This is a genomic window from Paenibacillus hexagrammi, assembly GCF_021513275.1.
Classification (GTDB): domain Bacteria; phylum Bacillota; class Bacilli; order Paenibacillales; family NBRC-103111; genus Paenibacillus_E; species Paenibacillus_E hexagrammi.
The window spans coordinates 1,488,689-1,506,010 of the sequence record NZ_CP090978.1 but is presented as its reverse complement, the minus strand read 5'-3'; the positions used below and the strand labels follow the sequence as shown (position 1 = coordinate 1,506,010).

The following is a 17,322-nucleotide window of genomic DNA, read 5'->3' as shown; positions in this document are numbered from 1 at the left end:
TCACTCGCCTGTCAATGGTATCGTTAGTTTCACAATGGTGGAGTCATAAGGTTCGCTGCTTAAGCTGATATCAGATTGATTGCCGTAGTATAGCCGTAATCTTCCGTATACATTGCGAAGCGCATAGCTCTTGCGTGCCGATTGCTCCCTACGCATATCGGCGTCGACGGACCGGACATCCATGCCCTCACCGTTATCCTCCACTTGCAGATTCAGAGCATCTCCGGTCCTCCAAATCGAAATCCGAATGATCCCTTTCCCCTCCATGCTTTGAAAACCGTGGAGAATGGAGTTTTCCACCAGAGGCTGCAAGATAATTTTCAATATAGGTATATCTAATAAAGACTCATCTTCCTTCTCGATCGAATATTCGAACAGGTCTTCATAGCATTTTTGCTGAAGAATCAGATACTGCCTGACGTGATCAATCTCCCTGGCTAAGGTGGTCATCTCGTTGCCGCCATTAAGGCCAAACTGGAACAATAAAGAGAGTGACGTAATCATTTCCGTAACATCCTGGTTCTGTGATGTCTCCGACTTCCAAATGATCGTGTTGAGTGTGTTATACAAAAAATGCGGATCGATCTGCGCCTGCAGCGCTTTAACCTCCATCTTACGCTTCTCTGACTCGGCTTCCTTCACTTCATCAATTAAGGAAGAAATCTCTCCTAGCATTCGATTAAACGTTAATCCGACTTGGGTCACTTCATCTTCATATTTGCTGCTGAAGCGCACACTGAGGTTATTGTGCTCTACCTTCTTCATAAGCCCCTGAAGCTTGTGCAGCGGCTTTAAGAGAAAGCTCGAAATAATATTGGACATCACGATGGCCAGTATCGCGCAGCCAAGCATGATCCAGAGTGTCGTCGTTTTAATGCGATTCACATGACGAAGCAGATCCTCCTGGTTTTGCACACTAACCATCATCCAATCATTGGTCATGGAGAGGCGCGAATAATTGACCAGATATTTACTGCCGTCATTCTCGTATTTGAAAAAACCGCGATCCGCGCTTTGCAGCTGACTTAAGAAATGAGAATCATTTTGAAATAAGCTTGCAGGACTGCTTAGCGGCAGTACGGTTTCACCGTTTTTAGAAATTAAATAGTAACTGCGGGCTTGGTCAAGCAAATCATCTGTAATCACTTTGCTAATTGCATCCTCATTGACGTTAACTACCACATAAACATCGCTTACATCCGCTTCCGTTATGGGCTTCATTACTAACGATATGACCCTCTGACGTCCTTGGAATAGGGGATCCTCATGATCTTCAACCCACGTAACCCGCTCTTGTAAGCTCAAATACCGTGAAAACAAGGAATCCTTAAATCCAATCTGGCCATTTCGCAGATCGTTCGTAGCAAACAGCTCGCCAACCGGCGTATAGATTAATGCCGATTGAATGGAAGGCTCAATCAGCTTCATCTGCCCAAGTGGCGTTTGTAATGAAGTAAGCCGTGTATAATAAGATGCTGTATTCTTCGCTACAACGTCCTCCATCGCGTTCTTGAAAGCGTCGCTGAGCATCATGGATGAGGTCGTGACAATGATATGTCTCAGCTTTTCGTCGAGTGCCAGCGCAGACTTATTGAGCGTATTCTGACTGGAGATGAACGCTTCGCTTTCCGTGGACCGAAAGGCAATCCAATACGACATCGTACCTGTGAGTGAGATGGAAATGACGGTAAGCATCAGAACTAATATCCACAACCGCCGGCGGAGTGAAAGCCGATAATACCATGTTTTCAAGCTGTCTCCCCCTTTTCTCAGCGGTAATAGTGAAAGACGCGCTGCTTGCAGCTGCGCGCCCCCGATTTCCCTATTGTATCCAGTAACTCTATTGCTTATTTGGCAAGACTGCCTTGCAGTTTATTAGGATCAAAGCTTGGGTCAGCTTTTGCTTTTGTTTCACCAGCGGCTCTCGCTTTCTCCAATCCCGCATTGTAGCGTGCAGTCAAATCAGCCAGAATCTTATCCAAATCTCCGCCTTCAAGCATGTAGCGGATGATCACGCTGCCGATTTTCACTCCTTCAACCTTCGTTTCCGTAGCACCAAGCGGTGTAGGGGCATACAAGCCGTCAAACTTGGTTGGCAGGAAGCCTTCAATCCCCGGCATGGTCGGCTTTTGTGCGACGGCGTTCACATCTGGAACAATCGAGATGCCAAGACCCTTTTCATGATAAGCCTTCTGGAAGTCTAGATTGTAAATGTACTCCAGGAATTTCCAAGCCTTATCTTTGTTTGGTGTGTCATGATTGATACCAATATAGCTGCCTGCATTCGCAATGGCAACCGTACCCTGCTGTTTCCCGTCGATCGTCGGAGGAAGTGCCGCGCTCCAATTGATTTTGGTCGGGAATTGGCTTTGATACACAGCTGGTTCACCGGAGTGGTTGAAATACATTCCGATTTTCCCAGCAGCGAACTGCGCACGCAGAGGATCGATGTCCAAGGACTCGACACCAGGAAGCATGCTGCCATCTTGCTTCATTTGGCGAAGTGCCTCGACGATCGGCTTATCAGCCGCAAAATCGAATTGTCCTGTTTTGTAGTTGTAACCGTCTACGACAGATGTTCCGCTAAGCGATCCAATCGGGTTCGCAATTCGTCCGAAAGCGGAATCCGGATTTTTGAAGTTTTCTGCAAAGCCGTAAGCGCCAATATCCTTACCGGCTTCGGTTATCTTTTTAGCATCGTCAACCATTTCCTGAATCGTTTTTGGCGGTTCATTGATGCCTGCCTTTTTGAACAAGTCTACGTTATAAATCAATCTCCAATATTGCCCTGTGTTTGGAAGTGAATACACTTTTCCATCCACCATGTTGCTCTCTTCCACAAGCAAATTGCCGTAACGCTGCTTCATTTCGTCCGTCATCATATCGTTAAGCGGAAGCAAGTAACCTTTCTTTACAAAACCGGAGAAATCGTTCGTCCGGAAGATATCTGGTGCTTGCTTGCTGGCAAAGGCGATATCTACCGACTGGTTAAAGTTGTCCGCCATAACTGTCATCTCAACTTCAATGTTGTCCTTGTTCGTCTCATTGAACTTCTTTATGACATCCTTCATGTAATCCGCGTCGTGACGGTCAATCGTCCAGTAGGATAGCTTCGTCTTTTGCCCAGAAGCTGCCGGCGCTTCACTTGAAGCTGCTGTGCCCGTGCTTTGGGGCTGATCGGATTGTCCGCCGCATGCGGCTAGGGAAGATACCATCGCAGCGCCAAGCAGCGCACTCATTACCATCTTTTTTACTCATCTCGTAACACCCTCCTGTTTTTCCTTGCAAATGATTTAGCATCTAACCTGTTGCTGTGTTCATATTAAACCGTTATCACCTTCAACCGTGAAGGACAATTCAACTTTCCATGTGGGGGAAAATCACTATATCGTATGGTGGGACATTACCCTTTAACGCTTCCAGCCGTTACCTGAATGAACGATTTATTCGCCAACACATAGACGACGAGGATAGGCAGGAAAGATAGACAAGCTCCGGCCATCATGAGATGAGCCTCTGCCGCCGCGCCTATTCCGTAGCGTAAATTTGCTAATCCAACTGTTAATGTCTGGAGCTTCGGATTCGTCATCGTGAATACCAACGGCAGGATATATTCATTCCATGCGCCCCGGAACGTGAACAAGGCTGTGACGCCGAGTGCTGGACGCAATAACGGGAGAATAATCCGCCAGTACACCGTGAAGAAATTGCAGCCGTCAATATAGGCAGCTTCATCGAGATCTTTCGGAATCGCTTTAAAAAAGCCGATCAGCATAAAATAGATCACGGCATGGGAGCTGATCAAGATGATGATAACACCCCAGAGCGATTTATTTAAACCAAGCTTCACCATTAGATTGAACTGCGGCATTAACACCACGGCGCCAATGGATATGAACATCGTACTCGCCTGCAACGCTACATACACTTGTTTGCCCGGGAATTTCGTCCGATCCACTGCATAAGCTGACATGGTTGCCACAAGCAGGGTTCCGACCGTTACCACTAAGCTGATAAAGAGGCTGTTCCATGTAAACTGTGAAAAATTCGCCTTTTCCCATGCCGTGGCGTAGTTGGCGAACTGCCAAACTGTAGGCAGTATGGTAGCCCCTGTTGTCAGCTCCGCATTCGTCTTGACCGAACCGAGCATCGCCATAATAATCGGAAATATCGTGAAAAAGGCTACCGCTATCAGAAAGATCCATTTTATACTCTGCCCAATAAAGCGGCCGCTCTGAAAACCGCTTGATTTCATGCTGCTCATCCTTGTATACCCTCCCTGTTAATCCTGATTCAATCGTTTGGACATTGCGAAATATAGTATGGTAATTGCACCGACAATGAGCGCCGTTACAAAGCCTGCAGCGCTGCCGTAACCAATCTGCTGAACAGTCGGACTGGCCGCCGACACTGGGAAGAACAATTTGTACACATACAGATACATGACGTCTGTTTTGCCAAAAGGTCCGCCCTCGGTCATGACCATAATACTTTCGTAGCCTTTCAGAGCGTTGATGATGGCGAGCATCACAATCATTTGCAGAACAGGTCCGAGCAGAGGGATCGTGATATACCAAAACTTTTGCACGACATTAGCTCCGTCAATGGATGCACTCTCGTACAAATCATCCGGGATCCCTTGCAAACCGGCTATGAACAGGAGCATGTAATTACCGATGGCTCCCCATACAGCCATGATGATCACCGTTAGCATCGCATAATCCGGACCCAACCAATCGATGGCTTTGGAGGTGATGCCATATTTCAGCAAGAATTGATTCAGCAATCCGTTATACGAATTGAAAATCGTAAAGAAGACGATGGCCATGACAGAGGTACTAATAATCGTTGGCATGAAATACACGGCACGCAAGAATACTTTTCCTCTGATACCGCGATTCAAAATAACAGCCAGGATCAGGGACAGCGGCAGGACGATAATCAGCTTGCCGCTCGCATAGATAAGCGTGTTGTACACGGAATGCCAGTACTCTGTATCGCGCAGCAACCTTGTAAAATTATCGATACCGATAAATCGTTCTTTGCCGTAGCCCTGGTAATCGTAGAACATATAGCGAAACGCCCAAATCAGCGGGTAGATTCCCAGCGCTAAGGTTAAAAACAAACTTGGAAAAATAAAGAGATAGGAATTGAATAGGGAACTCCTTCTGCGCATATCATATCTGCTCCTTCAACTTAATGTAGTCTAAGCATATTACAAGCTCACAGACATGCGGGAGTGGTAATTCAACTGTGTCCGTATGCCAATTCAACTGTCTTCAGTTACCGGATCCGATGTGGAATTGGCAGTAAACGCAAACAATGCCGCAAGGTAATCTTGCGGCATGTTCACGAAAACTACTTAAATCGAATCAAAAATGTCCGGATCTCATAAGGCTTGATCTCCATACAAATCGAGGACGCAGCATGCATATCTCCTTGCGGCCGCTCCAGAAGATCGCATTCCTGCCAGGACTCTATGGCAGCATCGCTCTGAATGTCTACTTGCCCTCTTCTACCAGCGAATTCATGCACGCGTAAGACGATCGCGTCTTGATCCTCCGCAACTTTCACCGCATCGATCATGACATGATCACAGGATACGCGGAACAAGCTGAACGAGCTTGAAGCAGGTCGACCTGGCGCGCAGGTAAGCGGATTGTTCAGCGACCATGCGGCCTGCACCGTTCCCCCTTCATACCAGTCTCCGGCATGCGGATACAGGGAGTACGTAAATTCATGATCTCCAAGATCCGCCGTTGGATCTGGAACCATGGCAGCTTTAATCAATGTAAGTCTCATTACATTGTCTTTGATATCATAGCCGTATTTGCAATCGTTCAGGAGACTGACGCCGTACCCACGCTCAGATAGATCCGCCCATTGATGGCCAACCGTTTCAAATCGCGCATAATCCCAGCTTGTGTTCCAATGGGTAGGACGCTTAACGTTGCCGAACTGAATATCGTAGGTCGCCTCCGTCGCCCGGATCCGCACTGGAAAGGCAACCTTGAGCAATTTGCGCTGCTGGTTCCAATTGACATGCGTTCGAAAATCAATGCGGCGACTATGCGCATAAAGCACCATGTCTTGTACAATCTCAGATTCCATATACGTCCATCTGAAACGTACGATTGCAGCCAAGCTCCCCAGACTCGTCACCTCGACCTGTACCAAATCTTCCACTTCTTGCTTCTTCTCTGTATAAAAAATATCGATATCCCATGCCTCGTGCCGGCCCTTCGGCTTATCCTCGAAGACTTCAAAGCGGTTGCCGGTTTGGCCTTGGGCGAGTATTTCCCGGCGTTCCACACGATCATAGAGCCTCTCTATTTGACCCTTTGCATTCCATTTGATTTCGTAAAATGGCGTGATGAAGCCATTCTCGAGTTGGTCGAATGCGGCCTGTTGTGGCGCTTTCGCTTGCGTATGTGGCTCCGACGATTCCATCGGTCGAATCGTAACGTAACCCATGGATGGAATGTTCTCCACCTTCACCCACAGTCTTCCATCCACAATTTGAGACTCAAGCGGATGATGATGAGCATCCACCCAAGCTCCATTTTGAACCTCTGTAGTTTCAGGCAAGCACACGATATGGGTCTGCTCCCATGAAGCGTTATTGAATACGACTACCTCACGCGCGGATTGATCCCGAGCTAATAACGAGACGGAACGTTCCCACTCCTTCCGTCCCATAGATAGAGCCTCGTCATACTCCGCCCGACTGTCTTCATACACCTCACGAATCGATGAGCCCGGAATAATATCGTGGAATTGATTCCGTAGAATAATTTTCCAACCCTCCAGTAAGGACTGATGGGGATCAGCACCTGCTTCACGTTCGCTCCCGTTTAACAAGCTGCCCATCACCTGCAGCCATTCCGTTTCCCGATACAACAGCTCCAGCTTGCGGTTCATCCGCTTGTTGTATGCTTGGCTGGTATAGGTGCCTCGGTGCAGCTCCAGATACAGTTCTCCATCCCATGTATGCACATAGGATTGTGAATGTTGAACCTGCTGCTGCAGCTCTTCAAAATAGGTGTCGGCGCGTCCAGTTTTCACAGCTGGAATGCCTGGTATCTGATCCAGCCTGCGTCTCATCTCCAGCATTTCGCGGTTGACTCCCCCGCCTCCGTCCCCGTAGCCATAGGCAAGCAGTAACGAAGAGTTCAGCGCTTTGTCCCGGTAGCCTTCCCAAATCCCCTGCACCGATGTCGGCGTCACTTTCCCGTTGTACGTATAATAGAAAGCTCCTTCGCTCGAACCGGGATCCGGTGTCGTAATAAAATGCGTCAAAACTTCCGAACCATCGATGCCGCGCCACTTGAATGTATCGTGAGGCATACGGTTGTATTGATTCCAGCTGATTTTGGTTGTCATAAAGGTTTCAATACCGGATTTCCGCAAGATTTGCGGCAGCGCCCAGCTGTATCCGAATACGTCCGGTAACCACAAATACTTGCAGTTCACGCCAAATTCCTCGCGGAAAAACCGCGTTCCGTACAAGAGCTGGCGCACAAGCGATTCCCCGGAAGCTAAGTTGCAGTCTGCCTCCAGCCACATCGCGCCTCCGGCTTCCCATCGACCTTCGCGAACACGCTGCTTAATACGCTCATAAATCTGCGGATAATCCGATTTGATATATTCGTACAGCTGCGGCTGCGTTTGTAAAAAAACATACTCCGGGTACTGCTCCATTAATCGCAAAACCGTAGAAAACGATCTCGCTGCCTTCTCTCTAGTATGCTTCAGCTGCCAGAGCCAGGCCACGTCGATATGCGTATGGCCAATGCACTGAACGACAACGGCATGCAGCTTGGGCATGGCTGAGAGCTCCGCTTGCAGCTGCTTCTGAGCTTCGGCAACCGAGCTGTAAAAAGTAGCACTGCCCGGCTTCGACCAATCAAGGACCAAATAAGCCCGATCCAGCATGGACAACAGCTGATGCCGTTCCGGGCGATGCTCATCCAGCATGCGAACCGTCTCCAGCAGTGCTTTAGACGTATAGTATAGATCATCGCATGCTTCGTCTAGCCAGCACATAGCTGCCAACTCCAGCTTGCTTTCCATCTCACGGTAATTCTGGTAACCGCCCAAACCAGACCACAAACGGAAGCGAAGCTGCACCGCGGATCCTATTAATTTCTCGAGCATAAACACTTCCTCATGATTAGAATCTACGCCCTGATACGGTTCCCCGTTCACAAATAGCAGCGACTCAAAACCGCTATTCGTCCCTTCTCCGGTTTGTCCTAATCGAAACCTGCCGAGTACCTTTCTACCAGCCCATTCAGCTGGAATTCCTACATCAGCAGCCAGCCAATAGTAGACATCGCGTCCTTTCCAGCGGTCCCCTATCCGAATAATACTCCAGTCGCCGTCCTCAGACGGATACTCTCAATATGACCATCTGGATCAAGTTTGATCCGAAACGTATCTATAACTCGTTCATCGCGATAGCGGAACGGTTCTAATTCCTGAATTCGAGCATGTAATTTCTCCACTGTCCAAAACATAAGAACTCTCCCTTCAAGCCTTGAGTAATCACCCTGTAAAATCATATTGTAACGGATGATCATCGCGTGACGTGATAGGCGATCTGATGATTGATAGGGGGGAAATCTATTTTTTCATGCTGTCTATGCTTGATAAAAAATAGAGGCGGAGGAATTCCCCCGCCCCTTCACATCATTTACTTTTCGAGAATGGTCTTCGCAACTGCTGCAAGGTCAAGTATGTCAACAACACCATCACCGTTAACATCCGCCGCTTTGTATTGATCCCAATCCGCATCTGTAGAAGCCTTACCGTAAGCCACGGCCACCAGTGCCAAGTCACCAACGCTGACGTTATTGTCTTCGTTGACATCACCTGATGTACGCTGCACTACCGAGGCTGTGAACACTCTCAGCGCCTCCGTCAGAGCAGTTACCGCTTGGTCTGCTTCCGCTTGCGTGACTGCTGCGTTAGCAAGAACCGCATTAGCACTGTCGATAGCGGTTTGAAGGAGTGCTTTCGAACCAGGATGGTATTGTCCGACCGCAGATCCTTCCACTGCCGCATCATGCTGGCTTTGGGCACTGACAATCAATGTGCGAAGTGCCGTCGTATCTACGCTTACAACAGAGCTTGTGAATGCTTGCAGTGCCGCAGTCAAATTATTGACCGCCTGGGTAACATCAGCCTGCGTCGCATCCGGATTCGCAAGCACCGCCTTCGCACTGTCAATTGCACCTTGAAGCGCTGCTTTGGAGCCTACAGGATACTGTCCTGCACCCGTTCCTTCCACTGCCGCATCATGCTGGCTTTGAGCGCTGGCAATCAGCTCACTAAGCGCTGCAGTGTCTACAGCTGTAATTTGGATGCTGTGCGACGCGCCGTTCACTTGTGTTTCCGCACCTGTATCGTCTGCTACAACCACATTCGATACGGCTACCGATGTTTCAGTCGGCTGTGTCGATGCAGCCTTAAACGTTAAGGTCAGCCAATCTCCGTTCGACTGATGGTCTCCCCCAAGTTAGCTGTAATCAGACGCACTTGACCTGATGTTGCAGCTTTCTCAACAATGACAAATTGTTCACTCAGTGAATCCGCTGAAACAAATTCCAGCTGATCCGGGTCATAGGTAAACGTAATATCCTGCGCATAAGATTGCTGCGCAATTCCTTGAAGACCGTAGGTCAGTGTAATCGACTGTCCGGATTTTACAGTATCGCTGCCGGATAGAAGCGCTCCCGATACAATCTGCAGCTCAGTAACAGCCGTGTGTAGTGCTGCTGCCGCCGCATCAACCTGTTCCTGTGTGGCATTCGTGTCCGCGCTGACGTTGACGGATGTATTCAGCACCTCTTGCAGCGATGCCCACGATTCCGCTGTGTAACTATCGCTGTTCAATGCTTGTGCGGCTGTAATTTCCGCTTGCAGCGACGTCTTATTGACGGACATCAGCTTATACACATTAAAATTGTCGAGCCACGGAGCCCATGACATGGTAGCGCCGGAATTTCGTGTTGCATAAAGCTCGAGTCCGCCAAAGTTGTTGTTGAAGGAGACGCCAGCTGCAAACGGAACCGTCACTGTCGCAGTCTGCGCTGCATCTGCTGCATTCGTTAGCGTGAAGCTTACTAGTTTGTTTTCCATATCGAGAGTTGCACCTACATGATACGTAGCGTTTGCTGTATTAAATCCGCTGCTCGCGACTTGTGTGGCATTCGATGTCGAAAGCACAGTACCGGAAGAAATCAACGTAGGATCGGTTGTATAGACCATTCGATTAGCCGCCCCTGTCGGAACCCCGATGGCAACATACGTATGATGGGAACTGTCTTGGATTCGAAGCTGGCCCGTGCCGCTGCTAGGGGACCCTACATTCCAATCAAACTTGAGCTCCACCTTGCTGCTTGCAACCGGCGTGGCTAATGTTTTGTAAGCACTGCGTGCACCGGTTCCGCCACCCGTGAAATTGAGCACCTGACCCGTTACACCTGACGCTGGGCCTACCGATGCGGCTATAGCGCCTGCTGTGCTGCCCTTGGTGACACCCCAATTAGAGCCTGAGGTTTGATTTTCAAAGCTTTCGCTGATCGTCGGAACATACACACTAGTCGTTACCGAATAACCGCCGTCCACGGTAGTCGCCTTGATGGTGGCCTTTCCTTCCGTAAGTCCTGTTACCACTCCAGATGCATCAACCGTTGCTACAGACGGATTGTCTGAGCTCCAAGTCACTCGTGTATTGGTCGCATCGACAGGTTGAATGCTTGCAATCAATTGTGTCTTTGGCGCATAAGCCGATGGGTTGGTTCCTGAGAAATAATCCGAAGCAAGATGATATTCAGACGTATTCACACTTACACCCGTGACAGCCGTTTGATCCGCTTGCACGGTAATATCGGCTGATTTGGTATAGCCGCCATCCTGTGTCTTGGCCGTTATCACGGCATTTCCAAGTGAAACACCCGTTACGTTCCCATTCTGATCTACGGTTGCAACAGTAGGGTCCGAGGTACTCCAAGTAACTGCTTTGTTATACGCATCGGCAGGCGTAATGACTGCGATTAGCGGCATGGTGGTACCCGGCACGAGATGCAGGATCGACTTATCCAGCGTAATGCCGGATACCGCTGTCGAGCTGATTGCTGCCGTTCCTATAGACAGGATGGCACTTGTATGATCTGTTTTTGTATCCGTATAGGTCGCGTTCGCGCTCAACTGCACCAGATACCCCGGATAGTAGCTTGGAGGCGTTACATTCCACTCTACCTTTTGCGATTGACCGGGTTCAAGGCTTCCGCTTACGTTCCCGCTCTTTATCGAAACAGTCCAATCCGTTGGTGTATCCAGATTCACACTGCTTACCTCAATAGGCTGAGTTCCATTGTTTGTAAGAACCCCTGTGATCGTTTCTGTTTGACCGCCAGCAATGGTTGTAGACGGTGATGTGAGTGACATCACTGCGTTGTCTGTAACCGTCGGCGATACGCCGGAGAACAGCGTGCCGTAGTCTGGACTATTGTTCATTTGCACAGGAACGCCGCCTGCATAATTTCCAAGCTGCTGAAGACTTACCTGCCCAAGCCCAGTTGATGTACCGTCAAGCGCCCAGACCGCTATGGCTACATCGTTGCTGCCGTTTGGATTCAATACACCTGGCGGCAGGGAAAAGAGATGCTGAGGGCCTAAGTTATTGATATATTGGCCGACAAGCCAACCGTTGACATAGATATAGGCGCGATAGTTCTTGGAATCCGAGTCGCTGATGTTTAATCCCAGAGGAACATCGCTCATCGTTGGGAAATTCAAATCGAAGGACGTCCGATACCAGGCAACGCCTTCAGGGAGTCCGCGCTGTGACCAGTTATCCGGAAGACTAACGTCACTCCAGGACTGCTGCGGGAACCCTGGCAGCGCCCAGCCGTTGTTCTCTCCAAATAATCCTCCTGCATTCATCACACCGCGAGTTGGATCAGCAAGCGTTTCTCCGCCTTGATTTCCTTGAATTTTCCAAGCAATGGATGTGGATGCTCCTTCTACAGATGCCTGAAGTAGACCACGAGGACTCTTCTGGGCATCGTTAGACCCGCCATCTTCGTCATGCCCCATATTTTGCACCATGACCGCTACTACGTTGTCACCGTCTTTGTTCAAAATGTCAGATGGGAACGTGAACTTTTTGGTACCGCTGAGGGAAGAACCGAGATAAGACCCATTCAGCCATACCGCGTACGCCCCGTTGTCTCCTCCTTCGCCGTCAAGCGTAATCCCTGTTTCGTTGCCGCTAGCTGTGAAGTGACCGCGATACCAAATCATCCCGTGATGGAATCCGTAATCATCCGCATACAAAACCGTTGGAGTTGAAGGCTTCGTCGGATTGTTGGTTGTCGTATGGTCCGCTGCAGTCCAAGAGGAATCATTGAAGCCCGGGCTTGCTTGCTGTGTTTCGTAGGAAAACTTCCAATTGGAAAGCTGCGGAACCGCAATCGACGCCGGCGCCGAAACAGAGAATACATAAGAACCGTTTGGCGTTGACGTCGCTTCCATCGCAACCCCATTCCATGTAATCTGGCTGGATGGCGCTCCGAAAACTTCAATCGTACCCGCTTGCTCACTGTCGCCTTGAAGCGCTAGTGTTCCATTCACATCTGTCGATGCAGAACGCAGTAAATAAGGACCTTGTACCAGTACAGCCCCGCTTCCTGTATCACTGCGCCAGAACGTGCGGGCTGTTGTCTCGGTTGTCAGCAGCAGTAGAAGCTCCTTGTCTCCTTCTTGGATAAGTACCTTCGCTGCGCTCCCGTCATGTGTATAATTCAGACGCAAGTCGCCGGTTGCCTGATCATACGTCGACGTTACATCCCCGGATAAAACCGTGACGGTCGGCTCTGAAGCGTACCGTAAGACCGTTTCACCATCAGACCCTTGCCCGCCGTAAAAAAGTGCGGTATCCCGATTTCCTTGTGTCACATGCGTATACAGATTGGAAGTCGAATAGACCAGATGCTCCGAGCCCAGCTCGTAATTGGCGACCAAGAATTTAGACTCTTGTCCGTTTATTTCTATGGAAGTGCCCTGTTTTTGCGGAATGGTATATGTGCCATCGCTGCTCGTCATGTTGAGTGTAGTTGTGTCTTTCGTTGTTGATGCAGCATTGCTATGCCGCAGTATGTAAAACTGGGTACCCGTATCCGGATTTTTCAAAGCATTCATCGTCAGATTCGCATTGCTAGGAGCAGCAGCGCTTAGAGAATCCGTCTTCGTGAGTGGAGTAAGGGTTTGATACATGGTGGCAAGAAGCTTCTCCTCATTATATTTGTCCCCGATTTGACGGCTTTCACTGATCGCCGCCGTGTAATCATAGGAAGAATATACCCCAGGAAATGGAAGATAGCCCCAATTCGTTCCTCCGTAGGTCATATAAATGCTCATCATGGTAGCGCCTTGCGAAACCACGTGATTGTAGACAATGTTCTCGTAATTCTCGTTATGCGATGGCGCTAGCGCGGGAAACCCTTTTCCGCCCCAAGGATCGAACCAACCGCCGCCGAGTTCAGCAATAAAAATCGGACTATTAGGAGCAAAATTATGAGAATCTCCGTAATAGGTCGGAAGACCGCCAAGACTTGGATAACTGTCAAAAGCATACATATCGGGTGCACCTGTTCCGCTTGCCCACGTTCCTCTAGGACCGCTCTTGTCGTTGTGGAACAAAGGAACATTGATGCCGTCAGCGTGTGCTTTGTCCGCAAGCTGCTTCATATAGGTCGAATCCGAGCCCGTATACTCATTCTCTACTTGATACAAAATAACACTTCCGCCATTTGTAATCTGGTGATTAGCAATAATGGAATCGATTTGAGTCAACCATTCTTGATAAGCCTGCGTATAATCGGACGCCGATGAGCGTGCACGGCCGGATTGCTTCATGAGCCAACCTGGGAAGCCGCCGCCATCCGTTTCGGCGTTGATGTACGGTCCCGGTCTAGCGATCACGTATATCCCAGCTTGCTCGGCCATAGTTAGAAGTTTGTCCACATCACGAATACCTGTGAAATCATACTGTCCAGGTGCCGGAGAGTGGAAGCCCCAGTTGAAGTAAATAGTAACCGCATTAAATCCGGCGGACTTCATCTTTTGCAGGACATCGAGCCATTCGGATTGACTTGGCAGACGCCAATAGTCAAACTCACCTGAATATACGAATGTACGCTTGCCATCAATCATAAGAGAATAATGATCGAAGGAAACGGTGTGCGAACCGGTTAAAGCCTGTGAAGCTGGCAGTGTAAATGTTCCTTGGTTCTCTACTTGGAGGACCGGTTGTGTATCGGCATACGTGATCGCAGGTGTCCCCACCAACGAGATCGACAAAGTAATACCCATAAGATTGACGGTTACTTTTTTAAAATATTTACCTAAATTAGTCACGCTTCTCCTACCTTTCTCATCCTCGATAGCGCTTACAATGAATAGCAGCTTGATGATGTTTGATGATACATATTGATACAACCTTAACCGTCCCATATCGGTTCAGGACAACGTTAAACGCCTATCCGCCTCCTCCTGCACAACGAAAGGTTTGATACAATTTGTATCATTAACATCATAGTAAATGAGTTCCTATATTTATTATTGATCATAATCTTCTCGATGTACACTTAAAATTCTCATTTTTTATATCAATATTCTCATGTAATGAGGCCGTACCCAGACTGTGATCGTCCAGGCACAGCCTATTCGGTAGAATTTCATACCGGCCAGCTTCGGGATTTTGTTTTATGATGCACCTGCACCTACTATGAATAATAGATAAAATTAGCTTTGATCGAGGCGGAAATTTGTAATTCACCGGGCTGAATTGGAGTACCTTCACTTTTCGCATATAACGGCGCAGCATGATAGGGCGTTGGGCCTTGCATACGTGATAACTCTTGAACCAGACATGGAGTAGGATGAACCGTCACGCCTAATGTTCTTGCTATGGTTGTTGCCTTGAGCAGGCTATTTTTGATCGCGATGGATAATGCATGATTGTAGGCGATTTCTGGATTCGCCATGGTGAATTGAATGCTCGAGACCGTGTTGGCCCCATATTTCACGGCAGTATCCACGATGCTTCCCGTCATATCGATGTGATCGTTGGTTATTTGGAGCAGATGGGTTACTTTATACCCCCTAAACAATTGCTTGCCATCTTCATAGTTATATTGAATGTCAATACTGTACTGCGTTGTTTGAATATGTTCTTTCGGAACGGATAATCGCAGCAAGGCTTCGATGATATGAGTGACAGAGCTTGCATTTTCTTTTTGGGCCTCCGTTAGGCTTATACTCTCTGATATCACACCAAGAACGATAATGGCCTTGTTGGGTGCTGCTGAGACCGTTCCTTCCCCTATGACTTCCATCGTTTTGTGCCCACCGGAGAAAAAGGGTGAAGCGATTGAAGGATATGGTAACCTTGGTTGATCGTGCATGAGCTTTCCCCCTTCATTATTCATACTTTACTTTCCCTAATGTATGGACATATTTCGTCCATGATTCTCATCTTCTGGCTTGGGATTCCACATCGCAGCTCTATCACCAAATTGAAAGGAATTTTCTTTCTTCTACACGAATGTGTATGAATTCACAACAATTATGTATTCACATCTTTCAGAAAAAGGAGAGAGCCTCATGTCTCTGCGTCACAAGATCATCTTCTTTATCGTTCTTTCCTCGATCCTGCTCATGTCCGTTATCGCCGTTTTGGCTGAAAAAATAGTGATGCAAAACTATCTGGAGTTGGAAAAGCGCGATACGCTTTTATACACCAATAGGGTGATTAATTTGATAAATGAAGATATAAACAAACTGTATTCCATCAACATCAGTTGGTCCTGTTGGGATGATAGCTATGAATTTATGGGAAAGAATGGAGAGTCGAGTTCAGATGACCCTTACTTAGAAAGAAACTACAGCTCTGATGACTTTTCTACGAACGGGTTTGAATATGCGATTTACTTGAATAATGACCATAAGGTCGTGCTCGCCTTGGAATATAACAAAACGACCGGTACTGTGGATGTTTTGAATGATAAGTTGTATGCCTACATTCAGAGCCATGCCGCTCAGCTGCAGGCTAAGCAAGATCCAAAAATCATTACTGGCGGCATCGTTCATGTCGATGAACAAAACATTCTCTTGAATTCCTCGCCGATTCTTAAGAGCGACTTCACCGGGGATATGCGCGGTACTTTAATCCTGGGGCGCGCCCTCGATGAGGACTACACCCAATCCATATCGGACAGAATGCTGATCTCTGTTGAGCTAGAACCTGTGGACCAGGCGCCTCTTCAAGGCTCCCTGCCAGTGGCCAAGCTGCCTGAGCATCAGATTCTTCCCCATTCGGAGATCTGGACGGTTCCTCAAGACAGCAATACCATTACCGGATACAGCCAGATGTACGACCTTGAAGGCAAAGCTGCGTTTACGCTCAGCATATCTCAGCAGCGGGATATTTATCGCCAAGGTCTGCAAAATTTCCGCTTGCTGGTAATATCCTTATTCCTGTCTGCGATCATGTTCTCCCTCATCGTGCTGATCTTCCTGAATCGATCGGTGCTGCGAAGACTTGCAACCTTGACTGCAAGCGTGGACCGGATTACGGAAAGCAAGGATATTACAGCACGATTTCAAATAACCGGTAACGACGAAATCTCTTCCTTGAAGAAAAGCTTCAATAATATGATGGGTGAACTCGAGAACTATCAACGAATGCTGCAGCATCGTGCCAATCACGATACGTTGACGGACTTACCGAATCGACAATATTTGAGGGAACGCTTCGAGCAGGAGATGCAAACCGCTCGGGAGTCGGGGTGCAAATTAACTGTCGTCTACGTGGATCTAAACAATTTCAAAGAGATTAACGATCATTACGGTCACGAAGCAGGTGACCGCCTGCTTGTTCATATCGCGAATAGTTCTGCGAAGCAGTATTTCTGAACAGGAATTTGCTGCAAGGGTTGGAGGCGATGAATTTCTATTAATGTCGCGGTTTTATACGAGTAAAAAAGAGGTTGAAGCCTGGATTCATCAAGTGGAGAACAAGCTGCAGACTGAAACATTTCGTATTGGGGGAAGTTATATATCGGTTTCGGCCTGCTTCGGAATCAGTCTGTATCCCGATGACGGCGATGATTTAACCACACTAAGCCGGCATTCCGATCAGAGGATGCTTGATGCTAAACGCAAAAAAGAGGAGAGAATACCTCGGTAAGAGCAATCTGTATCAAAATAAATACGTGCTATTGTAAAACAAAATAGCCTTACTTACCGATA

General features: G+C 48.2%; 9 protein-coding genes and 1 pseudogene. 2 read left to right on the top strand and 8 right to left on the bottom strand.

The window, feature by feature from the left end; translation table 11 throughout:
- From L0M14_RS06535 to L0M14_RS06500, 8 genes and pseudogenes are all read right to left on the bottom strand, one after another.
- A complete protein-coding gene (locus L0M14_RS06535) occupies nt 1–1,752 on the bottom strand; it encodes a sensor histidine kinase (protein WP_235121382.1) in 1,752 nt (583 codons plus the stop codon).
- A gap of 95 nt (nt 1,753–1,847) precedes the next feature.
- On the bottom strand, nt 1,848–3,245 hold the full coding sequence (locus L0M14_RS06530; protein WP_235121381.1) for an ABC transporter substrate-binding protein: 1,398 nt from the start codon (nt 3,243–3,245) through the stop codon (nt 1,848–1,850).
- Between the two features lie 158 nt (nt 3,246–3,403).
- Nucleotides 3,404–4,264, bottom strand: coding sequence for a carbohydrate ABC transporter permease (locus tag L0M14_RS06525; RefSeq protein WP_235121380.1), 861 nt, complete (start codon nt 4,262–4,264; stop codon nt 3,404–3,406).
- An 18-nt stretch (nt 4,265–4,282) separates the two neighbouring features.
- On the bottom strand, nt 4,283–5,176 hold the full coding sequence (locus L0M14_RS06520; protein WP_235121379.1) for a carbohydrate ABC transporter permease: 894 nt from the start codon (nt 5,174–5,176) through the stop codon (nt 4,283–4,285).
- 182 nt (nt 5,177–5,358) lie between these two features.
- Nucleotides 5,359–8,519, bottom strand: a pseudogene (locus tag L0M14_RS06515) (alpha-mannosidase).
- Nucleotides 8,520–8,695: 176 nt separating this feature from the next.
- Nucleotides 8,696–9,424, bottom strand: a complete 729-nt coding sequence (locus tag L0M14_RS06510; RefSeq protein ID WP_235121378.1) for a dockerin type I repeat-containing protein — start codon at nt 9,422–9,424, stop codon at nt 8,696–8,698.
- A gap of 59 nt (nt 9,425–9,483) precedes the next feature.
- Nucleotides 9,484–14,427, bottom strand: a complete 4,944-nt coding sequence (locus L0M14_RS06505; RefSeq protein WP_235121377.1) for a beta-galactosidase — start codon at nt 14,425–14,427, stop codon at nt 9,484–9,486.
- A gap of 368 nt (nt 14,428–14,795) precedes the next feature.
- Complete coding sequence (locus L0M14_RS06500; RefSeq protein WP_235121376.1) at nt 14,796–15,476, bottom strand: SIMPL domain-containing protein; 681 nt, start codon at nt 15,474–15,476, stop codon at nt 14,796–14,798.
- A gap of 199 nt (nt 15,477–15,675) precedes the next feature.
- Here L0M14_RS06500 and L0M14_RS06495 point away from each other — a divergent pair, with 199 nt between their 5' ends.
- Entirely contained in the window at nt 15,676–16,986 is a 1,311-nt protein-coding gene (locus L0M14_RS06495; protein WP_235121375.1) for a CHASE4 domain-containing protein, read from the top strand.
- Nucleotides 16,946–17,260: a diguanylate cyclase domain-containing protein gene (locus tag L0M14_RS06490; RefSeq protein WP_235121374.1), complete on the top strand. Its 315-nt coding sequence runs from the start codon at nt 16,946–16,948 to the stop codon at nt 17,258–17,260. The genes L0M14_RS06495 and L0M14_RS06490 overlap by 41 nt, the downstream gene beginning before the upstream one ends.
- Nucleotides 17,261–17,322: the final 62 nt, after the last annotated feature.

Excerpts from the sequence above, each read along its gene's own strand:
- L0M14_RS06530 (WP_235121381.1), bottom strand. The coding sequence starts at position 3,245 with ATGGTAATGAGTGCGCTGCTTGGCGCTGCGATGGTATCTTCCCTAGCC.
- L0M14_RS06495 (WP_235121375.1), top strand. The coding sequence starts at position 15,676 with ATGTCTCTGCGTCACAAGATCATCTTCTTTATCGTTCTTTCCTCGATC.
- L0M14_RS06520 (WP_235121379.1), bottom strand. The coding sequence starts at position 5,176 with ATGCGCAGAAGGAGTTCCCTATTCAATTCCTATCTCTTTATTTTTCCA.
- L0M14_RS06500 (WP_235121376.1), bottom strand. The coding sequence starts at position 15,476 with ATGCACGATCAACCAAGGTTACCATATCCTTCAATCGCTTCACCCTTT.
- L0M14_RS06525 (WP_235121380.1), bottom strand. The coding sequence starts at position 4,264 with ATGAGCAGCATGAAATCAAGCGGTTTTCAGAGCGGCCGCTTTATTGGG.